The sequence below is a fragment of the Alistipes sp. DJF_B185 genome, from assembly GCF_964250025.1.
Lineage (GTDB): Bacteria > Bacteroidota > Bacteroidia > Bacteroidales > Rikenellaceae > Alistipes > Alistipes finegoldii.
Genome location: NZ_CAXUDY010000019.1, coordinates 21,198 through 43,682 on the forward strand (window position 1 = coordinate 21,198; position 22,485 = coordinate 43,682).

At 50.8% G+C, this 22,485-nt stretch carries 29 protein-coding genes, 3 pseudogenes and 1 riboswitch; of the genes and pseudogenes, 25 read left to right on the forward strand and 7 right to left on the reverse strand.

Features of this window, described 5'->3' with window-relative positions; all coding sequences use genetic code 11:
- The first annotated feature begins 297 nt into the window (after positions 1–297).
- Positions 298–441, forward strand: a complete 144-nt coding sequence (locus ACESTR_RS14645) for a DUF3791 domain-containing protein (RefSeq protein WP_227088790.1) — start codon at positions 298–300, stop codon at positions 439–441.
- A gap of 301 nt (positions 442–742) precedes the next feature.
- On the opposite strand, the gene ACESTR_RS14650 is transcribed toward ACESTR_RS14645, so the two are convergent.
- Both ACESTR_RS14650 and ACESTR_RS14655 read right to left on the reverse strand, forming a co-directional pair.
- Positions 743–925: a hypothetical protein gene (locus tag ACESTR_RS14650; RefSeq protein ID WP_015546414.1), complete on the reverse strand. Its 183-nt coding sequence runs from the start codon at positions 923–925 to the stop codon at positions 743–745.
- A 106-nt stretch (positions 926–1,031) separates the two neighbouring features.
- Complete coding sequence (locus tag ACESTR_RS14655; RefSeq protein ID WP_004328568.1) at positions 1,032–1,235, reverse strand: hypothetical protein; 204 nt, start codon at positions 1,233–1,235, stop codon at positions 1,032–1,034.
- Positions 1,236–1,766: 531 nt separating this feature from the next.
- Between ACESTR_RS14655 and ACESTR_RS14660 the strand changes: the two genes are divergently transcribed.
- From ACESTR_RS14660 to ACESTR_RS14675, 4 genes are read left to right on the forward strand one after another with little or no spacing between them, the layout of a single operon-like run.
- Positions 1,767–2,120, forward strand: coding sequence for a hypothetical protein (locus ACESTR_RS14660; RefSeq protein ID WP_004328569.1), 354 nt, complete (start codon positions 1,767–1,769; stop codon positions 2,118–2,120).
- Complete coding sequence (locus tag ACESTR_RS14665) at positions 2,117–2,452, forward strand: hypothetical protein (RefSeq protein ID WP_373179388.1); 336 nt, start codon at positions 2,117–2,119, stop codon at positions 2,450–2,452. The genes ACESTR_RS14660 and ACESTR_RS14665 overlap by 4 nt, the downstream gene beginning before the upstream one ends.
- Before the next feature lie 5 nt (positions 2,453–2,457).
- Positions 2,458–2,715: a hypothetical protein gene (locus tag ACESTR_RS14670; RefSeq protein ID WP_040293444.1), complete on the forward strand. Its 258-nt coding sequence runs from the start codon at positions 2,458–2,460 to the stop codon at positions 2,713–2,715.
- Positions 2,716–2,730: 15 nt separating this feature from the next.
- Positions 2,731–3,102: a hypothetical protein gene (locus ACESTR_RS14675; protein WP_004328572.1), complete on the forward strand. Its 372-nt coding sequence runs from the start codon at positions 2,731–2,733 to the stop codon at positions 3,100–3,102.
- Positions 3,103–3,386: 284 nt separating this feature from the next.
- On the opposite strand, the gene ACESTR_RS14680 is transcribed toward ACESTR_RS14675, so the two are convergent.
- Together ACESTR_RS14680 and ACESTR_RS14685 are read right to left on the reverse strand one after the other, a co-directional pair.
- Positions 3,387–3,734: an ATP-binding protein gene (locus tag ACESTR_RS14680; RefSeq protein WP_229108417.1), complete on the reverse strand. Its 348-nt coding sequence runs from the start codon at positions 3,732–3,734 to the stop codon at positions 3,387–3,389.
- Between the two features lie 47 nt (positions 3,735–3,781).
- Positions 3,782–4,198: pseudogene (locus tag ACESTR_RS14685) on the reverse strand (TonB-dependent receptor); the annotation flags it as partial.
- Positions 4,199–4,235: 37 nt separating this feature from the next.
- A riboswitch (cobalamin riboswitch) is annotated at positions 4,236–4,437 on the reverse strand.
- Between the two features lie 1,078 nt (positions 4,438–5,515).
- Here ACESTR_RS14685 and ACESTR_RS14690 point away from each other — a divergent pair.
- The 8 genes from ACESTR_RS14690 to ACESTR_RS14725 all read left to right on the forward strand — a co-directional run bounded on the left by ACESTR_RS14690 (position 5,516) and on the right by ACESTR_RS14725 (position 9,671).
- Positions 5,516–6,727, forward strand: a complete 1,212-nt coding sequence (locus tag ACESTR_RS14690; protein ID WP_244075991.1) for a site-specific integrase — start codon at positions 5,516–5,518, stop codon at positions 6,725–6,727.
- A 102-nt stretch (positions 6,728–6,829) separates the two neighbouring features.
- Positions 6,830–7,135 carry a helix-turn-helix domain-containing protein gene (locus ACESTR_RS14695; RefSeq protein WP_015546384.1) on the forward strand — a complete coding sequence of 102 codons (306 nt, stop codon included), beginning with the start codon at positions 6,830–6,832 and terminating at the stop codon, positions 7,133–7,135.
- A 12-nt stretch (positions 7,136–7,147) separates the two neighbouring features.
- On the forward strand, positions 7,148–7,492 hold the full coding sequence (locus ACESTR_RS14700) for a hypothetical protein (protein ID WP_015546383.1): 345 nt from the start codon (positions 7,148–7,150) through the stop codon (positions 7,490–7,492).
- Between the two features lie 289 nt (positions 7,493–7,781).
- Positions 7,782–7,982 carry a hypothetical protein gene (locus ACESTR_RS14705; protein WP_130063993.1) on the forward strand — a complete coding sequence of 67 codons (201 nt, stop codon included), beginning with the start codon at positions 7,782–7,784 and terminating at the stop codon, positions 7,980–7,982.
- A complete protein-coding gene (locus ACESTR_RS14710) occupies positions 7,979–8,632 on the forward strand; it encodes a hypothetical protein (protein WP_130063994.1) in 654 nt (217 codons plus the stop codon). Before ACESTR_RS14705 ends, ACESTR_RS14710 begins: the two co-directional genes overlap by 4 nt.
- 65 nt (positions 8,633–8,697) lie before the next feature.
- Positions 8,698–8,910 (forward strand): hypothetical protein, encoded by a 213-nt coding sequence (locus ACESTR_RS14715; protein WP_130063995.1) that lies wholly within the window; start codon positions 8,698–8,700, stop codon positions 8,908–8,910.
- Between the two features lie 34 nt (positions 8,911–8,944).
- Positions 8,945–9,244 carry a hypothetical protein gene (locus ACESTR_RS14720; RefSeq protein WP_130063996.1) on the forward strand — a complete coding sequence of 100 codons (300 nt, stop codon included), beginning with the start codon at positions 8,945–8,947 and terminating at the stop codon, positions 9,242–9,244.
- A gap of 73 nt (positions 9,245–9,317) precedes the next feature.
- Positions 9,318–9,671, forward strand: a complete 354-nt coding sequence (locus ACESTR_RS14725) for an LPD28 domain-containing protein (RefSeq protein WP_130063997.1) — start codon at positions 9,318–9,320, stop codon at positions 9,669–9,671.
- 43 nt (positions 9,672–9,714) lie between these two features.
- Here the strand turns inward: ACESTR_RS14725 and ACESTR_RS14730 are convergent, their stop codons facing one another.
- Positions 9,715–11,862 carry a hypothetical protein gene (locus ACESTR_RS14730; RefSeq protein WP_244075990.1) on the reverse strand — a complete coding sequence of 716 codons (2,148 nt, stop codon included), beginning with the start codon at positions 11,860–11,862 and terminating at the stop codon, positions 9,715–9,717.
- Between the two features lie 448 nt (positions 11,863–12,310).
- On the opposite strand from ACESTR_RS14730, the gene ACESTR_RS14735 reads away from it, so the two are divergent.
- The 6 genes from ACESTR_RS14735 (at position 12,311) to ACESTR_RS14760 (ending at position 18,113) form a co-directional block, all read left to right on the forward strand.
- Positions 12,311–14,278 (forward strand): ParB/RepB/Spo0J family partition protein, encoded by a 1,968-nt coding sequence (locus tag ACESTR_RS14735; RefSeq protein WP_373179391.1) that lies wholly within the window; start codon positions 12,311–12,313, stop codon positions 14,276–14,278.
- A 70-nt stretch (positions 14,279–14,348) separates the two neighbouring features.
- Positions 14,349–15,338 (forward strand): ArdC family protein, encoded by a 990-nt coding sequence (locus ACESTR_RS14740; RefSeq protein ID WP_373179389.1) that lies wholly within the window; start codon positions 14,349–14,351, stop codon positions 15,336–15,338.
- Positions 15,339–15,406: 68 nt separating this feature from the next.
- Entirely contained in the window at positions 15,407–16,237 is an 831-nt protein-coding gene (locus tag ACESTR_RS14745) for a DUF4121 family protein (protein WP_373179390.1), read from the forward strand.
- Positions 16,238–16,254: 17 nt separating this feature from the next.
- Complete coding sequence (locus tag ACESTR_RS14750; RefSeq protein ID WP_278752712.1) at positions 16,255–17,304, forward strand: hypothetical protein; 1,050 nt, start codon at positions 16,255–16,257, stop codon at positions 17,302–17,304.
- Positions 17,305–17,373: 69 nt separating this feature from the next.
- The gene (locus ACESTR_RS14755; RefSeq protein ID WP_244075985.1) at positions 17,374–17,919 is read left to right on the forward strand and encodes a hypothetical protein; all 546 of its coding nucleotides are present in this window, start codon (positions 17,374–17,376) and stop codon (positions 17,917–17,919) included.
- The gene (locus ACESTR_RS14760; protein ID WP_244075984.1) at positions 17,916–18,113 is read left to right on the forward strand and encodes a hypothetical protein; all 198 of its coding nucleotides are present in this window, start codon (positions 17,916–17,918) and stop codon (positions 18,111–18,113) included. The genes ACESTR_RS14755 and ACESTR_RS14760 overlap by 4 nt, the downstream gene beginning before the upstream one ends.
- A 36-nt stretch (positions 18,114–18,149) precedes the next feature.
- Here ACESTR_RS14760 and ACESTR_RS14765 read toward each other — a convergent pair whose 3' ends face one another.
- On the reverse strand, positions 18,150–19,115 hold the full coding sequence (locus ACESTR_RS14765) for an IS110 family transposase (protein ID WP_244075983.1): 966 nt from the start codon (positions 19,113–19,115) through the stop codon (positions 18,150–18,152).
- A 201-nt stretch (positions 19,116–19,316) separates the two neighbouring features.
- Between ACESTR_RS14765 and ACESTR_RS14770 the strand changes: the two genes are divergently transcribed.
- From ACESTR_RS14770 to ACESTR_RS14795, 6 genes and pseudogenes are all read left to right on the forward strand, one after another.
- Positions 19,317–19,700, forward strand: a complete 384-nt coding sequence (locus ACESTR_RS14770; RefSeq protein WP_244075982.1) for a hypothetical protein — start codon at positions 19,317–19,319, stop codon at positions 19,698–19,700.
- A 13-nt stretch (positions 19,701–19,713) separates the two neighbouring features.
- Positions 19,714–20,187, forward strand: coding sequence for a hypothetical protein (locus ACESTR_RS14775; protein WP_278752675.1), 474 nt, complete (start codon positions 19,714–19,716; stop codon positions 20,185–20,187).
- Between the two features lie 24 nt (positions 20,188–20,211).
- Complete coding sequence (locus tag ACESTR_RS14780; protein ID WP_118406995.1) at positions 20,212–20,502, forward strand: DUF4120 family protein; 291 nt, start codon at positions 20,212–20,214, stop codon at positions 20,500–20,502.
- A 319-nt stretch (positions 20,503–20,821) separates the two neighbouring features.
- Complete coding sequence (locus tag ACESTR_RS14785; RefSeq protein ID WP_278752676.1) at positions 20,822–21,148, forward strand: DUF6922 domain-containing protein; 327 nt, start codon at positions 20,822–20,824, stop codon at positions 21,146–21,148.
- The gene (locus ACESTR_RS14790) at positions 21,103–21,810 is read left to right on the forward strand and encodes a nucleotidyl transferase AbiEii/AbiGii toxin family protein (RefSeq protein WP_278752677.1); all 708 of its coding nucleotides are present in this window, start codon (positions 21,103–21,105) and stop codon (positions 21,808–21,810) included. The genes ACESTR_RS14785 and ACESTR_RS14790 overlap by 46 nt, the downstream gene beginning before the upstream one ends.
- A gap of 167 nt (positions 21,811–21,977) precedes the next feature.
- Positions 21,978–22,217 (forward strand): annotated as a pseudogene (locus ACESTR_RS14795) (HU family DNA-binding protein); the annotation flags it as partial.
- A gap of 106 nt (positions 22,218–22,323) precedes the next feature.
- Here ACESTR_RS14795 and ACESTR_RS14800 read toward each other — a convergent pair.
- Positions 22,324–22,485, reverse strand: a pseudogene (locus ACESTR_RS14800) (fructose-6-phosphate aldolase); the annotation flags it as partial.

The following is a 22,485-nucleotide window of genomic DNA, read 5'->3' on the forward strand; positions in this document are numbered from 1 at the left end:
AAATATCTCCTGCGGCCATTTCTAAGCCTCACGCGCTCCGCTCCGTTTCTATACCTGCCGGACGCTGTTTTTACTTTTTTAAGCTAAATTTTTGCCGCATAGTTTCCAAAATAGGCAACTTTGGATTTTCTTTGTGAAATCGAGAGACTATGAATATGGAAATCAACAATATCGGAGTTTTGATCCGCCGTGAACGGACCCGTTGCAGAATGACACAGGAGAAACTGGGCGAAAGAGTCGGCGTCGGTGTGCTTGCAGGTGGCGGTTCCCGTAGACCGGCGCTTAATCGGTTACATTGTGGCCAATATAGGCGAATTTGCACGTACGCATGGCATGACGGTGCGCGAAGCCGGCAACTACCTGAACCGCTACAAGGGGTTGGACTTTCTCGCCGAACACTACGAGGCTGAGCACCTGTCGGCGACAGCGTACAGGATTTGACCCGTGTGTGTTACAATAACGGCGGAGGTATGAGATGAAACTCTACCACGGATCGAACACTGAAGATGGGCCGGATTATGTAATCCGGTAGTATGATGAAAGAAAGGTCGAAAAACTGGATGAACAATTCGCGGAATGCGTAAAGTGGCGGATAGCCGTTCGTATCTTTTCCCGTCTTTTTCCGCTGTTTGCGGTTCGGTTGCTTTTGTAGGTCCGTAAATCGTTCCGGCTATGGGGTAGGGGGACCGCAAACCGTCCGAATATCCTGCTTCGGACGATTTGCGTTGATGAATATATCTTGTTATTCCGCCAAGAGTGCGGTATTGGCCATATCGCGCACGATCACGCCTTCGTCGAACACCTCGTAGGCGAATACCCAGTCTTTTTCGAATACGGCGCAGTGGTAACCCAGTGTCCGCCACTTTTTGAAACGGCACAAGGGATGATCGACCCGTTTCGCAAAATCCATGACGAACTGTTCCATCCTGCGGATTCGCTTTTCAGTCGCTTCTTCAGACAGGTGTAATTCGTTTATGAGATAATCGTTTACCTCTTTAATCTTACCCCACAGATGTTCGGATACGATAACCTCACGCATGGTCGAAATGCTCTTTAGCCTGTCGGCTCATTTCGTCGAAAAATTCAGCGGCAGGACGGCCATTGCATTCTGCCACGGCTTCCCGGAACCCCTTCTTTTTTTTCTCGTCCATGACAGTCACGCTCTTGTGTCCCCGGATCAGCTCCAGCAGCCACTTTCCTTCGGGCGTATTGTCTTCGATCATTATATGTGTCATAGCGGTCAGGTATTTAATTCGTCGTAAGGCTATCCTCTTGTTCGGCAAAGATAATAAATTCCGGGATATAACCGAAAAGTCCGTATCGCCGGCGTATCCCTTGATACCTATATAACGAATCCCGTACCGGAAACGGTATGCACGTTCGTATCTTTTCCTGCTGTTTGCGCCCCCGGTTGCTTTTATAGCTCACCCTGTGGACGGCTTGGACCGCCGCCCCTTCCGTTTATATACCTGCCGGACGACGCCCGATATACCGAGTATAACCCTCTCGTTGTCTCGACTTTCGCCGCCGGGTTCGTTTTCGTGTGCAAAGGTACGGTGGACGAACACGGTTCAAGGACCGCTGCCGTTACCTGTAATGAAATTTGACGCAAACTTTCCGGAATCCGGGATTCCGGCCTTTCATAAAATTTCCTTCCGTTTCCTTGCCCGTCGTTCTCGCATCCCCCGTCCGACTCCGCACGTGAAAACATCCCCTTCGGGCGAAGTCGGAAGACATCGAACGGAGGGAAAGAAAAAACGGAAACGATGACAACAACAGAACAGATTACCAATGTGGCCACTGCTTTGGGCTGGAGTGTGGAAACGGACGCCAGTCGTCCCGGCTTCACGGAGTTCGAGTTCCGGCAGTACACGCCCGCAGGACAGGACTTCGGCTTCAGCGTCGAAATGCGGAACGGCGATCCCGACAGCCTCCTGCAAGAGCTGGAAAAGTATTACGAGGCTTACGACTCCGACTATGAAGCCTATCTGTGGATCGGCACGGACGGGCACGGCAAGAACGGCGCCCCTTACCACATCAAAGACATCGTGAGCGATATGGAAGCGGCCGAGGCAATGATCGACACGCTTTATGAAACCCTGAAAACAGCATTGAAATGAGTACGAAACGAAGTTACAAAGCGGAATTTCTGCGTTGGAAGGCAGAAGTGGAGAAAAAACACGGCAAGATGATTTACGACCGTCTTTCGGAGGTCATCGACACGGACGACGACCTGGCCGTCGGCGACACGGTTCTCTTTACAAACGATTATGGAGTGACGTTCGGCCCCCACGAAGTGCTGGGGTTTTGCCGTCCGGACAGTTTCCTTTGTCCGCACCGTTACCCCGAGGACGAGGATTGCGGCGTCGTCTTTTCAGACAACGACGCCTATTGGTTCCCCGACCGCCCCGGCCAACTGACGTTGGTACAGAAAGGAGGTGCCGACGTATGAAAGCGATGACGGACGGGGCGATCCTCGCACGGCTCTGCGGCAATGTGACCGCAGGCCGTTTCGACTGGCGCAAATACTGTACTCCGCAGACCTATTTCGGTCGTGAAGTTTGCGTCACGCCGCTGCTCTGTTCCTACGGACAGATAGGCTATGCCGTTCATTTCCCTTATTCCGATATGCCGGAAGTGGAGTACGACTGGGAACTGAACAGCCTTACCATCGACGGCGAGGAGTGGCGAATTTATTTACAGAACACACGATAACGGACAAATTGGATTATGGCACAGAGTTTTTATACCAAATGGCAATATGTCTTCCTTGCGGACGCAGGGTGTTATGTCTCGAGAGAATACCGGAATTTCCAGACGGCGCTCGTCCGTGAAATATCCAAATATGCCAAAGCCGTGGATGCGGCGGTCGTAGCCAAGACCAAGGGGCATTACTTTACGAGCTGTTTTGTCGAGCGCAACGGCAAATTCGTTTACATAAACCATTCCTCCGGATTGTCCCGGAGGATTGGCTCGGTCAGAATAGAACTCGATTCGTTCCTGATCCGCACGGCCCGGCATGCCGAGGACTATACCGGCGGCACCAATCAATATTGCGATCTGTTGCGGTTGCAGTCCATGATCGACCGACTGCTGGCCTGACGCTCCTTCCGGTTCCGGCCCGTCAGGCCGTGACGGCAGACAGACGCGCGGGGAGCGGTTTATGCACAAGCCGCTCCCCGTCCCTTTTTTCTCTGGTCGCCATCCTTTTGTATTCCGCCCAAAAACCTCGAATCGTAGAAAAACGACAAAAACAACCCGTATTTGCATTGGAAAAGCGGCAGGAGGGGCCGGCAAGCCGGCCGACAGCCTCTTGTACCGTGGTGGATACCGATAGTCCGTACCGTCCGTTTTTCCCTGCGGGACAGGAAACGCCGTCCCCTGTTTTATCCGATCGCCTCGGCCACAATATCTTCCAGCAGGAACGGGATCACGCCCACATACATGACGCCATCCTCATCCGTCCACGGCTTGCTGTTGCCGTCCAGCACGACGATCTTGCGGAAGAAGTCGCCGGTGTTTCTCAAAGAGAAGGTTTCCTGTGCCTTCTTTTCCGGCGTGTCTACGTGTAATGCCGACTGGATATACAGTTTGTCATTGCCCACGTTGACCACGAAGTCGATCTTGTATTGCGACGAGCGGCGTCGGCCCTCTATGATTCGCGTCAGTTCTACTATTCCCACGTCTACCGAATATCCCCTGCGGATCAAATCGTTGTAAATCATATTTTCCATCAGGTGCGAACGTTCCTGTTGGCGGAAATTCAACCGCACATTTCTCATTTCTGCCCGTTGTAGAGCGTCACCGACTCCATGTTGTCGAGCGAGAAGCGCCCCAAATCGACCGTGCCGTTTTGAGCGTTGCCCAGTTCGATACCGTCGTAGAAGACCCCGACGTGGTTGGTGCCCATGCTGCGGATGTTCACCGTTTTCAAGCCGCCGACGCCTCCGTAGTCCTTGATCTGGATGCCCGAGAAGTAACGCAGCGCGTCGGCCACGTTGTGCGAATTGAGCCGCTGGAGGCGTTCGCCCGAGAGCTCCTGCACGGGAATCACCTCGCGCCGGACGACGCGGCCCGTCACGACGACCTCCCTGATATGGTAGAGGCTATCCTGGGGCGTCTGTCCGTATGCCTCCGGCACGCACCCTCCCGCCAGTCCCAGGGGAAACAAAAGATATTTATAAAATCCGACAAGCATTTATAAAGCAATCCAACCGACCGGTCCTCGGGTGCGGTTAAATCCATAAATCGTTGGCAGGTCTTCTGACTGACTCCTCATCCGAACTCCTTCCCGGCACGAAACGGCCAGTGGTACAGATTGCCCGGATGATTGGCGGAGCTTCACAGCAGCGGGTCTGTCCGGGAATTTCACCCGGTTCCCTTTTAATCCCCCGACTCGGAAAAAGTCGCTTGGGAACCAATCGGCCGCAAAAATAGTATATATCCCCCGAAAGTTCCAAATTTTCCCCCCCCCCAAAAAAAAATTTCATAAACTTCGACGGGTGGCCGTCAGACCTTTGGAGGCAGACTCCTATCTGCTCTGCATGCGAACGACGCATGCAACTTGCTCTCGAACGGAAAATATATGACGCTGCCTTCACCTCGGGAGACCTTTCGTCTACGGGGTGTTTTCTACCGCATGTTCGAAGACCGTGTCCAGGCGCTTCCGGTACGGTGACTTTCTGCTCCCCGTGGGGCGGCGAGCCGGTACGGGGCGCCTGACGCAGCTTCTGGAGAAGGTGGAGGTCTTGGAATTCGTTAAGCAATAGCGATCTCGAAGCTACGGGTATCCCTGAACCTGAAGATCGACTTCGCGCCGTCGCCGCGGTCGGGCTGTGAAAGCTATTGCAGCCGAACTGCGGGAGTGGGATAGGGCAGGCGTTCGGGGAATATCCTGTTTTGGGCTTGGGGACGTAAGCTGTATCTTGCATTTCAATGCGTTTAGAAAGTTCATCTACACCGCTTGTTGAGTCTTTGCTATTATTTTCTTGATTGTCCGACTTCGGAGGGGCGATTGCTCTCTGTCAGGGCAAGGCTTTTGAGAGTAACTCAAAATGGAGCTGGTACGGCTGAAAATCCCGAATTATGGAAAAGCGGCAAATGTGTGCGAATAATTCTTGGAAAAACGGCATGAATACCCTATATTCGTATTGGAAAAACGGCAAACAGGGCCATGTAGGTCAGCCGACAGCCTTAATATAAGTCAGTTATGCTCAAGAGGAAGATAGACGACTACATCCGGAATTATTATGGGAGTACCTTTGGGTTTCAATATCTTGCAAAAAGGGGCAAGATGATTGATTTTTAGATTTTTATGTTTCGAACCAAATAAGAAACATAACGTTTAGAGAGTGAAAAAACGTGATTGTAAACGAGGTTTCGGTTTCCAAATCGTTACCTCGTTTACTTTTGCTATTTATTGCGTATTATTTTGAATTGCAATATATTGCGTTGTTATTCGTCTTGACAACCGACTCTGCTGAAATTATTTTTGCAACCCTCAAAAAGCAGAGTTATGCGTAGCACGTTCAAGGTTCTGTTCTACCTTAAAAGGAACAAGGAGCAGCCTCTCGCTCCGGTCATGGGTCGTATTACGGTCAATGGAACGATTACCCAGTTCAGCGCCAAAATCGAAGTCCCGGTTCGCCTGTGGGAGGTTAAAGGCGGTCGTGCGAAAGGCAAGAGTGTCGAAGCCGATCGTATCAATCGCTATTTGGACAATATTCGGGGGCAAATCAATAAACATTATCAGGATATTTGTGATCACGACAGTTATGTAACGGCCGAACGGGTACGGAACGCCTATCAGGGTTTCGACCGGAAATACCAGACCCTGCTCGAAGCATTCGAAAAATTTACGGTAGACTATCGAAAACGGGTTGGTGTCGATCGTGCCCGCAGGACCTGGGAGCGTTACTGTAAATGTTCCGAACATTTGCATTCTTTCATGGAAAAGGTGTATCGGGTCAAAGATATGCCGCTTTTGGAATTAGAGCAGTCCTTCATTGAAAAATTCCATACTTATCTATTCCATGACCTCGGAATGTCCCCCAATGGATTGTCCGGTTATCTTAAATGCCTGAAATATGTAGTCAAAATGGCTTTCAATAACGGTTGGATGCCCCGCAATCCTTTTGCCCTCTACCGCTATACGCCTCCGCAGGTCGAGCGGGGATACCTTACGAACGAGGAGTTACAACGTCTGATGACCACACCACTTCGTCATAAATGCCAGGCGCGGACAAGAGACCTGTTTCTTTTCTCCTGCTTTACGGGTATCTGTCACGCGGATATGCGATCGCTCGAATGGAAGCAATTCGAGCAGGACGCTGCGGGCAATTGGTGGGTTTCGGGTAACCGGATGAAGACGGGCACCAAATACTTGGTCAGGTTGTTACCCGTTCCGTTGTCAATTCTGAATAAATACAAAGGTCTGGCCGGGCCGGAGAAGGTCTTTCCGATGTCCACAGTCAAAGTGATGGATCGAAGCCTGAAATTCATCGCCGCCGCCTGCGGCATTGAAAAGCAGCTTTCGTTCCACCTTGCCCGGCATACGTTCGCGACGACCATCTCGCTGATGAACGGCGTGCCGTTGATCGCTTTGAGTAAAATGCTGGGACATAAGAGCATTACGACGACCCAAATCTATGCAAAAGTAACCGAAAGTATGATCGACCAGGCTATTACAACAATCAATGACAAAATCTCCGGCAAGTATTCGTTTTAATTACAATTAATTGTATATCAAAATAATATAACTGCTTCAAACATAGATGATCGTCTCGAAGGATTATCCCAATTTTGCGGAAGAAACCAATTCATAATAATTATGGAAAATCAATCCGCAGACAGCATTTCGCGTATTCTGGCCATCGTCATGGAAATTCTGGAAGAGATCCGCTCCCTGAAAGAACATCGCAGCGTGTTGGAGGGCGACCCTATGCTGGAGTTTTCGGAGGTTTGCCAAATGCTCCGCCAAAGCGAACGTCAGGTGCGACGTTACAGAGAACAAGGGCGTCTGGTGGGCTTCACTTTCGGGCATCGCAGGATGTACCTGCTCTCCGAGGTCCAAGAGTTCATCCGCAAGATGCGTAAGCAGGGAAAACTCGAAACATTGAAAGACACAAACCTATAAAAACTATCGTCCATGAACATTCCGAAAAAAGACCAAATCTATGTACTGGTCACACCCGAACGGTTGGAGAGCCTGATTAAAACCAATTTCATGCTGAGCAAAAGCGTGATGCTGTTCGAATATCTATGCAGCCAAAGTAAATATCCGATGTACCTTTCGGCTCGTGCGGCTTGTGAAATCCTCGGTATATCGGCAGAAACGCTTATCGTGTGCCGGCACCAACGTCTAATCCGTCCTAAAATTTATCGGAAACAATTCCTCTACAATGCCTACGATTTGCTTGCATTGTCTTTGAAACTCAATCAGCGCAATTTGCAGAATGCCATACGCAAAGCGCCTCGCGTGGTTGTCCGATAATCGAGAAAGCGCTAAAGCTGTTTGTACTGGCACAAACAGCTTTTTTGTTTTGAGACAGCACGAGTAATAATCAGAATTCCTTTGTGATCGCCGTCTGCGGGGCAAGATAGCGTCAGGGTCTTACGCCCTTTTCGGCTTTTTCGCGCGATCTCCACCCTTCGGGTCGTATCGCGCGAAAAAGACCGACTGCGGGCTGCCCCTGCCGCTGAATTTTTTGCCCCGAAGCCGGCTTCTCACTTTCATAGCGGGGATCTGCCGGCCGTATGTCCAATCAAAATCCATTTCGAAGATGAAACATCAAAAATTCGAGATTGCGGTGGCGGGTTACGACTACCGCTTCAAGACCTACGCCCGGGACGGCGTGGAGGCATCGGTAAAGGTGAAATGTTTTCTCGGAAAGCCCGATGCCGAGTGTACGATCCTTGTGCCTGCGTTGAACGATTACCTGCGGGAAACGGAATCCTGCCGCAGGCAGGTGTCTCAACGATGAGAAAGTGGATCGATCAGACTACCTTCGACGAGCTGTTGCTCGCCAATGCCGAGGATAACATAGAGCGGGCCATTCAAGGCGCATCGGCCGTATTGGAAACGGTGCAGGAGTTCGTTCCGGATGCAGCCTTGTTCTACCGTGTTACACATGCCGCGGACAGCCTGAAGAACTATTTCGAGGAGGTAAGTTCCGGTTTCCGCAGAAACGGCATCCTGTTTCTCGTCCGCCGATACTTCTATCCGAAAGCCTATTACGACCTTCGATTCGATTGGTCGTTCCTCCGGTATGCGGACAAGTACTCCTACGGCAAGGCTTTCGACAAACAAACCGCACCGAACCGTATCGGAGTTTTCACCCGGAAGAAGATCGACGACTGGGTGGAATACCTCACGCAGGGTTACCGAAGCCTCGAACGGATCAATGCGGAGAACGAGCGAAAAATGACCGGATACCGCAATCGATTGGAAACAATACCTGATGTGGTTTGGGAATATGACAAAAATCGCGGTCATATCACACGGCACGGTCTGACCTATACTTTCGAGATCCGGCAGACGGATTACAGTGAACGAATTTCACTGGACTATCGTTGTCGTACGCTCGATGATTTTTTGGCCGCCTCCGATAACAAATTAAGGCTTAATCCTTGAACGACTCCTGCGAACAGACCGGATTCGTCCGGTTATATAATCCGAAAATAATAAATCTTACAACTATGAACCGAACTGATATTATCAATAATATCCGGGTCGCATGCCGCTGCGGAGAACGGCGTGCCGGGGAATACCTGGATGCGGAACTGCGCAGCCTCGGCGAGCTGCGGGATGCCGGCGAACTGCATTACGGCGACCTCGAAACAGCCTGCTCCGGATTGGGGCTTGAATACGATTCCATCGACTACTTTATGGCTGCATTAGCTTTGAATTAATACCTTATCAAAAGACCGTAAAGTTCATCCGACGATGCGCAATTACTGCTTCAACCGTTTTACGCTGCGAACGGACAATATAGAAGCCCGCCGTAAAGTTCTTCGCTGGCTGGCGCTCAATTATCGTTTGTACGAATATATCCCATCGAAAAACGAGGTTCGCGGCCGGTTTATCGCACGCAAGCCTTTCCCTCTGGCTGCATTTCGTCATCTGACCCGAACGATTCCCAACGACGCGACATTGTTTCTACGGATCGTGTCCACGGATTTGTACACACTCGATCTGGAGGGTTACGTTTATTCGGACGGCGAGTGGCATGCCCTTCGGCTTTAACACTGCGGCTCCGAATATCCGGAGCCGCAGTCGTTTCTCGAAAAATCTATGAACTTTTCTAAAATTCAACATTATGGCATACGCCTCATCTCTCCCTTTCGGAGAAATCAGGGATTTCCGCGACGCCGAGATCAACGGCATCCCTGCACTTTTCACTATGTATCGCCTCGATCCCGAAACCCTTCCCGCAGATTTTCACTCGTGTGAGGTCATGGGCGGCCGTGGCAGCGATTTTCAGTGGCTCGTGCCGCTGGCTCTGACAAACTTCACCGGAACGTTCGTCTCCCGGCAGTCCCTGCTCCGGGAAGAACAGGCATATGCCGAAATACGCCGGTACGGCGTCTTCGACGCAACCACTTTCGACGAATGGTCTGAAAATATCAATGATAAAGCGAATTTCTCTGACAGATATCCTAAAACTATTTAAAAGATCGTACCTTTAACTAAAATGAATATCAGAATTTTTCGTTTTAAATGTCTACATTTTCAAGCTCATTTGTCATAGATATCCCATGCGTTTTCAAAAAATCATCCGTTTTTTGATCTACTTCTACCATATAATTTATATTGTCATTCTGAGCTCGTGTTATCAACTCTGATTTAAATTTATTTATATCACGCCTAAACTCCCAATCTTGCATCTCTTTCGATGCATACAATACGACTCGGTCTATAATTCGAGCTCCGATAGATAATGCTTGTTGACTATAGGATGCTACCGCATGGACTAACGAATAGAATTTTTTGTCCGAAAGGTCTTTAGTAATCTCAGCCATATCTAAAAAAGAGAATGGGTTATTAACCCAAGCTTCATGTTCACATTTTTGAGCAACCTGAGTTAATGAATTATCAAATGTGAGAATCATCCAATGTTCTCCGTATTTGGAAACCCTTTCCTCTGTATATTTTAATGCATATATATCATTTCGCATCAAATGCTGTGGTTTTGTTAAATTATTATTTTGAAGATAATAGCTGTACTCAGTTTCATATAATTTTAGTTCATCTGCCGTATATGTTGGCGTTTCTGCGAATTCAATTCCTGAACGGGTGAAAAAGGACTGAATATTTGTCATTATTTCTCGTATCCAATCGGCATAATCATTATGCTCTATTTTGATTGCAGGGCTAAACGTCGCTAAATATTCCATAAAACTGTCAGGCATATGAACACCTTGTGCCCTTAAAGCATAATAATTAGCCACAAAAGCATTACTCGAATATTGCATTTCGTTAGGATCTAAATCTATTCCATCAAATTTTCTCGCCATATGAAGATGACCTGCACATTCCTTAATATAAAAATAAGGAATGCGTAGCATTATTCCTAACTCCTTAGCTCGCTTGATACTTAAAATGGCATTGTCAAAGTAGCGATTTACTTTTCCCTTATATAGCTGAGAACATAAATACGGAATTCCGATTGTTGGTTCCACCAACAAATAAATGTCGCTCCATCGATTCGCACCGAGGACTTTTGAGGCTGTAAGAGGATTGGAGCCTTCTAAGGCGATATATACAGACGCACTTGTAATTTTAACAATTAAAGGATGACTGGAAGCCATTCCTATCATTTTTTCAATTATTACATCTATCTGATTAGTTGGTATTTTCTTTTCTTTAATTAGAAATTCTTTAAGTCTATCGATCCCACTTTTTGTTCCTATAGCAAGCAAAGAATTAGATGCCATACTTGTTTTTGCTTGTTTAAGTATAGATAATTGTTGTGCTATGTAAGCGTTGGCAATCCATATCGATGCTTGTTTGGAGTCCTCTTTGGTCCAATCTACACCGTATTCATGGAATAAGTCCGTTTGGGCTGCGGATAGATCCTCTAATTCTCTTTCATATAATGATTTTCTGGCCTTAACATCTTGGATTGCGTTATTTGTCAACGTTATTTTATTCTCATCGGTTCTTTGAATTATGCGATGTGTGAATAGAGCGCCTATTCTTTTGTGTAATAATTCTTTTTTTGTTTCTGAAAGGCATAACAGATCAATTGCTTTATCGATTACTTCTGTTTCATTCAAACCTTCGGGATAATCAGATAAAACCAAAATCATAGAATCATCATATATCTGAGCTTTGAGATTTTTAGCATCATTCGATAATATGGTGTAACTATGCAGAGCCATTTCCCGATAATCTAAAGAACTTGAATTATATGCTCTAAGGTCGGGGAACCCTGTAGCATCAAGTAGCTTACTTTCTAACCTGTTGCTAATTAATAGATCTGCTATAACATTTGGAGATAAAACCGTTGATGGTATTTTTAACTCATTCAGAATTTCCGCCTCAATCATTCTGGCATCAGTTTCCGAAAGTGAATACGTGGATAGAAAATAAAAACGATCAACGTGTAATTTAGATATACATTTTGATGCATCTTTATACGCTTTATTCCTAATGTCCGTTTTTTGTGTTGTGATTTGATAGGCAGCTTTTGTTCGATTCCCTTCTGAATTAAATACAGCAAAGTCTGTTCCCCCATCGTTTGCGCCATCTACATTTACGGCTATCAGGTTAAAAATGTCATGCAATATAAGTCTACATGCAATTTCGAAATCTCTCTTTCCCAATCTGGATATGTGATTGGCCAATGTTTCCTTATCCATATGTCTTTTAAATATTCTCCTACTAAATATTTGGTGAAATTATATATAAATTACCTTTTTTCCAAACATATCAAATTACGTTTTCGATCAATCACAGATTTTCAATATCAGTATTTCCATCCCCTTATCGGTTGCCGTCGGGGAAGATAAGCCCGAGCCAGTCGGCCGGGCCTCCCTCTCCGGCTCCGGGGCGGAAAAATCATCCTCGCCGGGGCTGCGGTATTTTTCCGTCCCTGCGCCTGCGCCTCGGGCTTATGAATCTTCCCGAGGCAACCGACCCGTTCGGGATTAAAGCCTCATAACATATTATTCATTGCCTGTGCGATCCATGACAAATAAAGGTCGTACAGGCACAAACACGTGAGACACACGGTAAAAACTGTTACATGTTATGCAGACTGCGAAAATGAATTCGAAATCGAAAAAGAACGGCAAGTCCGCAGTTTTGATGCCGGTCATTCCCGACACTGTTGGGCCGCAGGCTCGAAATACGGAAGCCGCCGAACCGCAGACAACGGTTGCGGACACCGTTACCGTCGAACAACCGACAGCCCATCCCGAAACGGATGTCCGGCTGCTGGACCTGAACAAGATCGTCAATTCGACCTACAATCCCCGCAAGAACTTCCGCGAAGAAACGCTGTTGGAACTTGCCGAAAGCATCAAACAGTCGGGCGTTCTTCAACCTATCTGCGTGCGTCCGAGGGACGAGGGCTTCGAGATCGTCTACGGCGAGCGCCGCTATTGGGCGGCTGCAATGGCGGGCCTGAAATTCATCCCTGCCCTGGTGCGGGATCTGTCGGACGCCGAGGCCGAGGATGCCGCCATCACGGAGAACCTGCAACGCGAGGACGTACGGCCGCGCGAGGAGGCCGCTGCCTACAAGCGGGCCTTGCAGTCGGGGCGGCATACGATCGAGAGTCTCGTGGGCAAGTTCGGCAAGTCGGAAGCCTACATCCGCTCGCGACTGAAACTCTGCGAGCTGATCGATGCCCTGGCCGGGATGCTCGACAAGGAGGAGATTTCGGTGGGCGTCGCTACGGAGATCGCCAAATATCCCGCCGACATCCAGCAGGAGGTCTACGACGATCATTTCGCCGAGGGGTGTTACAGCTCGTGGAAGACCGCGCGGATCAAGGAGATCGCCCGGCGGCTCTACGAGCGTTATATGACCAAGCTGGAAAGCTACAACTTCGATAAGACGGAGTGCCTTTCCTGCCAGCACAACACGGCCAATCAGGTGTTGTTCAAGGACGAATGCGCGGGTGGCTGCGCGGGCTGTCAAAACCGCGAGTGCATGATCCGCAAGAACAACGAGTTTTTGGTACAGAAGGCCGTGAAACTCCTCAAGGACGATCCGCGTACGACACTGGCCACAGACGGCGAAACGCCTGCCGCAGTGCTCGAAGCACTCGAACAGGAGGGCTACCACGTCGAAGAACTGGAATACAATGCCGGTTACTACGACAAAGCTCCGCAGATGCCCGACGTTCCGCAGGCCGAAAATTACGTGTCAGAGGTGGATTTTGCCGAGGCTCAGGAGAGGCATGAGATCCGGATGATCCGCTTTACGGAACAGACGCAGCAGTTGGAGTTCGACATCTCGGAAGGGCGCGTGCGCAAATACGCAATCATCGGCAACCTCGATATCGAGCTCCGCTACGAAGAGATCGAGGACGAAGAGCGGGAAGTGACGGTCAACGAGGGACAGGACGATGAACACAAGGTCTTCGTCACCGTCGTCCCGCCCTCGCCGTTGGAGGGACTGTTCCAACAGGAGCGTCGCTATCGGGAAATCTGCTACGAACACATCACGACCGATATGAAGCGGGTCTTCCTCGATGTGAAAGTTGCGAACAAGCCCTTGCAGAAAGAGGAGCAGCAGATGTTCTACTATGCCGTGATGCAGCGCGTAATGAGCGACTCGAAACTCCGTCAGTGCGGTTTCCGGCCTAAGGAGGGCTCTTACCTGACCGACGAAGAGCAGTTCGCCGCTGCGGGACGCATTACGGCCAAGCAGCAGGCAGCGCTGATCCGCGCGTTTCTGGTGGACTACTTCCGATCGGCGGCTCCGGATTTCCGTTGTACGGACGAAACGCTCCTGACGGGAATGATGTGCCGCTTCGCGGATATGAACTTCGCGGAACAGAGCCAGAAAGTGCAGCAGGAGTATCTGAAAGTCTACGAGCGTCGCAAAGCCCGGCTTCAGGAGCAGATCGACGCTTTGCAGGCAAAAGCCGAGGCCGAAGCGCAGGCTGTTTCGATGCTGGAGGCTCCGGACTTCGAGCCCGAGGAGCTTCCCGACCTGCTGCCGGATGAAACGCCCGACGCAGAGCCGGAGCCGCTGATTATTCCGATGGACCCCGATATCGAACCCGATACCCGGGTGCCTGAGGAGATGAAAACGGCGGCATAACGATAGCGCGAACGAGATGTCCAACCGACGGAGCAGGTCATGCCTGCTCCGTCTTTTCATTATTACTGCTATGAATAAGAATTTGATTGAAAAGATCGCTCCGCAGCTGACGGAGCTGATGATAAAGAAAATGGAGACGCTCACCGAGGAGTGGCGCAAGCCGTGGATCGCCGACCTCGCGCACGGTCTTCCGCGCAATCTGCGCGGCACGCCCTACCGGGGCGGGAATATCCTGATGCTGCTGTTCCTCTCGGAGATCGCAGGCTACAGTACGCCGCTTTTTATGACGTTCAAGCAGGCCAAGGAGGAGGGTCTGAACATCCTCAAAGGCTCCGGTTCGTTCCCGGTCTTCTTCTGGAAACTGTATATCCGCCATAAGGAGACCCGCAAGAAGATTGAGTTGGCGGACTATTACCGCCTGCCGCAGGAGCAGCGGCGGCAATACGACGTGCTGCCCGTGATGCGCTATTACCCGGTCTTCAACATCGACCAGACGGATATGTCGGAACAGCAGCCGGAGCGCTACGCTTCGCTTACGACACCGACCGGGCCGAAAGACTACTCGGACGGTCTGACATGCGAGGCGCTGGACCGGATGCTGGCGGAGCGGTCGTGGCTCTGTCCCATCCTGCTCAAATCCGGCAACAGGGCGTCCTATTCGCCGACGCTCGACCGGATCGTCTGCCCCGAAAAACGGCAGTTCCCGGAGGGCGCGGCATTCTACACGACACTTCTCCACGAAGTCACGCACAGTACGGGGCATGCGGAGCGTCTGAACCGTCCTTTTGGCGCTTGCTACAGAGATGCCGACTACATCCGCGAAGAGTTGGTCGCCGAACTTACGGCGGCCTTGTGCGGTGCGATGCTGGGCTTCGCTACGACGCCTCGTGAGGAGAGCGCCGCCTATATCAAGGACTGGCTGGCGGAGTTCCATAAAGAGCCGACCTACCTGTTCGACATCCTCACAGACGTGAACCGGGCGGCACGCATGATCTCCGAACGGCTGGCCGGCGGGGAAGAATCAGACTCTTCGGAAGCGATTCCGGCCGAAGCTGCCTGAACCTTGATAAACCAATCATTTAATCTGCGCTGCGGCCGAAAGGTCGCGGCGCTTTCATTATCAGCTATATGCAACAATCCCAAACCGAAGATCGGTACAGCCGCGAAACGCTGCTGCCGATGAATACGCTTTACGACCATGAACATTGCCTGACGCAAGAGGACGTAGATGCCGCCAATGCTTTGGTGCGTCATATCGAACGTACCCGCAACCCGCTTGTCTCGCAGGGCGGCGACCGGGTGCGCTATACCACGCGCCACGGCGACTTCCATGGCAACGCCTTGATCGAGGCGGTCCGTGAAGACGGAATGCGCTCGATCTGCCTGTGCCCTTACGTGCCTTTCGTGTGGGCGACAGCCGACGGTATCGGCTGCTCGGTCAGCGGAGGGCCTTTTACAGCCGTGATGCCGCAAGAACTGAAGCCTTCCGGTGCTATGCCGGGGGATTTCTGTGCTTGGGGCCATTGCGGCGCCTGCGGCAACGGAGTCGTCCGGTTCTGCGCCGAGGTTCCGCAGTGGGAGTTCCGGGAAGGCGATCTGCTCTACGGTGATTTCTCCACCGAGAAATGGCGCAAGATCAGACTCTATAAGGATGCGGAATGCCGGAACGGTGATCTTTACCGGGGCGAGTGCATCTCGTTCGGCTCGGAAGAGGAGTTCCGGCAGTTTCTCTCCGATTACGAAGGAACCGTATTTGCGGCTCCCGATCCGAAATCCGTCATCGTTTGGTGCTATCGGGACGAGCAGACCGCCGTATCGCAAGAGAAATGGAATGCGCTCGATGCTCCCGTTTCCGAGCGACGCATCTACAATGCGCCCCAACCCGTGAAACTCGTCAAGGATCACGGGCGGCACACCACGGTCTGCTATTTCGTCAGACCGAAATTTTCTTATAAATAACTTGACTCTCTACGATTATGAAAGACAAAGAAACACTCGAAAAACTGCGTGCCTATCAGATCGGCGTCATCCGCTCGGTCATCGCCAGCCGGCAAGGGCGGCTGGGAACCTATCAGGCCGATGCGACAGACCGCGAGAGGCTGGCAGATACGGGCGGCCTCGCCTACGAGGAGTATTACGAGTCACCCCTTACAATCAGATACGACGGCCTTTATCGCAATGTAATCTCCCTCGAATTTTGTGAGGATGGGCTGACGCCCGTCTGCCTGATGGACGGATGGGACGGGGATGATTTCCCGCTTCCGCTTGAAAATCTATCCTGCGATACCCTGCAAATCATCGCTGAATGGCTGCAGGAATATGATTTTATCCCGTCCGCCGAAGCTGCGCCGCAGACGACAAGCGACCTTACGGCAGATTTCGTAGAACGCTGCCTGCCGGAATACCATACGCGCTACGACGTTTTCCGGCTGGGCGAGTTGCAGAACTTCCTCGACGGACATGAATCCCCGGAATTCGGGCTGAACCGCGACGAAGCCGTCGCGGAGCGCGACCGTTTGCAGCTTCGGATCTATGCCGAGGCCGTCACTGCCTTTATGAAAAGGCAGCCCGCAGCGCTTCCGGGCAATGTGTCCCTGCGCGACTATGCCGAGGCGCTGGTCGATATCGCCTATGAAGCCGGGCGCAGGAAATTCCGCCCCTCGGACAACTCCCGCGATACGATCGCGACGCTCATTGCCTGGGGTGACGAGTTCTCCCGGCGGCACGAGGATACGGACTGGGCGGAGAAGGAATACCTCGACGAGATTTGCCGATTCACCGACGAGAAACTGCGAAGCGTTCCGAGTAAGGATGATCCGAATGCGGAGTTCGACATCGCCTTTCTGAACCGTGCGGTACTCGAAAGACACGGATACGATACTGCGACGATTACGGACAGCGATCTGCAGGAATTGGCCGGGCGAATGGGTGATTATTATTGCGAGAGCAGCAAGTTCAGCGAAGATCTGCGTACAGCCTGCGGTGCTTTCGGATTGAAGCTCCGGGACACGACCAATCCGAAATAACACGACACTTCACGTATTGTCAAATCAGGCCGCAGCCCTAAAGCTGCGGTCTTTTAATTGCATATCATTATGAGCTATCAGATTATAACACGTATCACCATTACCCCCGACCTGCGGGTGATGGTGCGCATGGCGACGAACAACATTCGCCCGCTCGACTTCCGTTACAACGAAGTCGAATCGTTGACCGAAATTCTGCGCACGAAAGGCCGTCCGACGCTCGAACTGGAACTTCTGTCGCTCTTTTTCAAGGGCCTTTGGCAAGGCCGAACCCGCTATGATCGGGCTGTCGGTTACACGCTGCTGACCGACGGCATCGACAAATACGAGGCGTGGGAACGCTGCCGCGAGGACAAGGAGTACGAACGGGGCCTGCTGCTGCGCATGCGGGGCTTCCTGCACTACCGTCCCGTGCCATGCCGCTGCCACCTCGAACACCGGGGGCGCCCTGTGCGGCGGATTTCGGCCGGGCGCATCTCTTTTTCGCGGCAGCACCGCCGCATCTTTCCGAGCGTCATCGACGCACAAGCTGCTCTTTTCATGAAGGGCTGGAATCCCGACAACTTCCAAGTCGTAGAAGAAGATACCCCAAATCTTAAATCTCAGAAACAATGAAAACCTATCGCATCAACAAGAACGCCGAGCGGCTCGCTCAGGGGACGGGCTTCGCTCCCGAATTGATCTATAATATCTCGCTTGTCCGGTTTCAGGGCCGTAACGGCCGCTGTATCGCGGCATGGACGCCGGGGATGAAGCACCCCCGGTATGTTTACAAGGCCCACACACCGGAAGAATACGAACTGTGTTAAAAAGCAAATAAAGAGGTAAAAAAAATGAACGAGAGGTTATTTTTTAGTAGAGACAAACCCGTCGATATATGTTGAGTCGGTTGTAGCGATAGCAAAAGCCTGTCTGACGAGTTTGTTAGCCACAGCGATCAGAGCTACTTTAGATGGTTTTCCATTTGCCTTTAATCGGAGATAAGATTCCCGACATGCCGCATTTGAACGCAGAGCTGACCATGAAGCGACATAAAGCAAGGATCGTAAGTGTTCATCTCCATTCCGGTTTATATGCCCTTTGATATTTACGGATGTTCCCGATTGTTGGTAGGTGGGACATATTCCGATGAAGCGGGATAGTTGCTTTGCATTGTCGAAGTAGGTAAATCCTCCGGTGGTAAGGATGAGTGCCGTAGCGAGCGTAATTCCGATTCCTTTGGTGGATGTTAGGGCTTTGAGTTGCTTATCGAACTCCGCAGATGCGATGTCTGCCAGTTCCGCTTCGAGTTGCTCGATTTGTCTGGTTAAGAAGTCAATGGTCTTGTCCAATGCCCGCACACAGGCTTTGTCCCGATACGGCAGTACGACAAGCGATTCACGCAGGTTCTTTGATGCGACGAGTTGTTTACGCAATTGACGGATTACGGTCTTCTTCTGTCTGAGCAAGATAATAGCTTGCGAGGGCATTTTGTAGACAGGAGGGTTCATCTTCTCCCCGTACATGGCGATCATGCAGGCGTCTTTTTCGTCGGTCTTGGTAACGGCCATCATCATTCGGGCAAAATGCTTGATCTGCTTGGGATTGACCAGACTGACGACTATACCGCTCTGATGAAGCAGGTACAGCAGTAGAAAACAGTAATTACCTGTGGCTTCCATGATGCAGTGATGCTCAGCGACGGAGAGCGTAGCGATGAACTTACGAATTCCCGCAATAGTGTTCGGATAAGTCTTAGTACGGTAGCCGTTCGTTGACGGGTAAGCTGCAATAAAACTGCTTTTGCTGATGTCGATACCGATATAAACCATAATAAAAAGAATTTAAGTAAAAACTACATCTTGTAAACCATCGTCGCGAACACGGGCTCTACATGGCCTAACGAACTGTCCGGTTTTAAGATGCAAAGCATGGGGACGTAACGTATTCTACGGTTTCTAAAACCAACGACAAATCTGTCTTATTCCATGCCTGATACTGTAAAAATAATTCAATTGTTTAACTCATGACAAATGTACGACGACAAAGCTATGGAGCGTATCCGGCAGGAGGCCGAGCGGTTCCGCCGCCATGACGAAGCCGTAGCGCGGTCGAGTGAGGAGTTCCGACGTTCGCTGCGCGTCGGTGACATACTTTATGCATCGTGGGGCTGGGAGCAGACCAATATCGACTTCTATCAGGTCGTGGCGATCCGCGGCAGCGCGGTTGACCTTCGGCAACTCGACCAGCAAACTACCGAAGACGGCTATATGTGCGGAACGACCGTCCCGCTGCCCGATGTTTTCAAGGGCAAGACCCATACGCACCGTCTGTCGAAAAATTATATCCGCATCGACTCCTGCCGCACTGCATGGAAATGGGGCGGGCAGCCCCTGCGGTGCAGTTGGTATGCATAATATACCTGACAAGATGAATGCTATTGAGAATATCATTACGCGCTACCGCCTGCATAAAACGCAGTGCGACAAGCGCCGCAAGGAGATCGATCGGGAGATTGAACATCTGAAGCAGGAACGGGAGCGGCTGAATAATCCGCATTGGACGGAGGGGCTGCTTCGGCCGGTCATGGCGGAGATCGCCCGCCTGACTCCTGAGATCGACTGGGAGAACAACGACGAGTTCTATCCGACAGACTTGCGTGGCGCTATCACGGTTTTCGGCAGAACAAAGCGGGAAAGACCTGTCTGCATCACCTTTACCGAGTCCGGACACGATTTGCAGTTCGATTCGGGGCAGATACACAACTCTTTCTCATTGAAAGTGCTGAAGGATATTGGCGGAACGAATAACATTATGGAATCTGTCGGCGACGGAGAACCGCTGCTGCATTATATCCGGCAGCGGATGCTCTTTCTGGAACAACACCCCGAAATGGGGAAATAAACAAAATTCTAAAATTTGATTATTATGAAAATCATGTGTCAGGAGCACTACGATAAGGTAGTGCAATACGCCGAGAGTATCGGCGACAAGACGCTCGAAGAGTGTCTGCAACGGCTCGAACGCTGGGAGCAAAATCCCCATCATCCGTGCGAGATAGAACTTTACAGGGACTTCGCGCCCTATTCGTTCCTCTTCAAGGAACGCTATCCCGACGGAAGTCTGGGCGTTGTCGGCGGATTGGTTTATCATGGATGTCCGGATCGGTCGTGCTGTTTTATCGACCGCCCCTTTCACGGCTGGGCGACCCACACCTGAAAACCGGTTATTTATGCGTATGAAAATTTTGCACTATGCTGCAGACAGGAACAATCGGTTCGGAGATGTCCGTACCACCGTATCCGACCTTCGTCGGGGAGTATATATCCGATTTGTCCCGTGTCTGCTGCGGCGAATGACGAGCGACAAGACACAACTCTTGAAGACGTGTGCCGGACAAAGCACGGAAATTGCATATCATCAGGATAATTCGTATCTTTGGCTTCGCCGAAGATACTCCGCCTCGGTAAACTCAAAACAAGTTTTGGTTTACTCTCGGCTTATCCGTATCTTTGTAAAACGAAACGAACTCCGGCCCATGACCATATTCGATGACTATATCCGAAATAAAGGCTGCTGCAAGGTCTCAAAAACATTGCTTTGGGACTATGACCTGACGCAGTTTGACTGGCAGCGTTCGCGTAAGGTCGTTGTGCAGCGCATCATAGAACGGGGATGGCTCCGGGACTATTTCGCGGCGTTCGACCTCTACGGAGGCATCGAAGGCTTCCGGGAAATCATCAAAGAGGTTCCGACACTCTCGGCACAGGATATGAATTTCGTATGTACGGCTTTCGGCCTTAAAAAAGAGGAATTGAGATGTTACACACGCAAACAGTTGCGCCGCAGACACTTGGGTTGTTGAAGCAGTTGGAGGCCGAGCCCCGACTTGCGGCGTTCAATCTGGCCGGAGGTACGGCTTTGGCCTTATATCTGGGGCATCGTGTGAGTGTCGATCTGGATCTGTTCACTCCGGAGTCGTTCGACGTCGGGGAACTTGAAACGTTTCTTTCGCAGCGATACGGATTCCAAACGGCCTTCAGGCGCCCCGACACGCTGAAAGGTATGATCGACGGCGTTAAGATCGACTGCATAGCTCACAAATATGCATATCTCCGGCGGCCCTATGCGGAATCCGGAATCCGTTTATACAGCATCGAGGATATCGTCGCCATGAAGCTGTCTGCGATCGCCGACGACGGTTCGCGGCTCAAAGATTTCGTGGATATCGCCTGCCTGTCCACCCGGATGCCGTTTTATGAGATGCTCAAATGCTACGAACGAAAATTTCCGCAGGCAAATGTCATCCGCCCGTTCAAGGCACTCACATATTTCGATGATATCGACTTCGGCGAGGATATCGTCATGCTGAATTTCGAATACGACTGGAAGCAGATCGCCCGACGACTGAAAGAGATGACAGTCCGCCAAGAGCATATTTTTTCGCAGTGGCCGTTAAAAGAACAGAAACTTCCCGTAGCGGAGGACAAGGATACGACCTCTATGAAACGGGGTCGGAAGAGATGAATCTGTATCCATGTTAAAAATGTTCGAACCCGGATTTTTATTTTCTAATATCACGATGCGCCGTTCTGCGGCAATACAATAAACCTGTTGGTATAATCATCGGACTGTCGATGGGCTTTTTTCAGTTCGGAAGTTTGTTTATCTTTGTCGGACAAAAACTTACAAAAATGACCAAAGCAGATATCGTAAAGCAACTCGCCCAGGAAACGGGCATCGAGGCCGCAACCGTTTCGGTTGTTGTCGAGGAATTTATGGAACAGGTCCGTGGTACCGTAATTGCCGGGGAGCATGTCTATCTTCGCGGTTTCGGCGCATTCATCCGCAAGCATCGCAGGGAGAAGACGGCACGCAACATTTCCAAAAATGTGACGATTAGAATTCCGGCTCATGATATCCCTGCGTTCAAAACCCTATCCAGACTTCCAGCGGCTTTTAGAAAAGAAATGATTGCCACAACGCCCCGATTCAAAATTCGAATCGGGGCGTTGTCGTTTTATCGCGGCCGGCGACTCGTCAGGCATTCAGGCGCGCATAGTCTGCGAGGAACTTCTCCAGCCCGCTGTCCGTCAGGGGATGTCTGAGCAGTCCTTCGATCGCTGCAAGGGGGCATGTCGCCACATCGGCACCCGCATCGAGACACTGGATAATATGCTGCGTATGACGGATCGAAGCGGC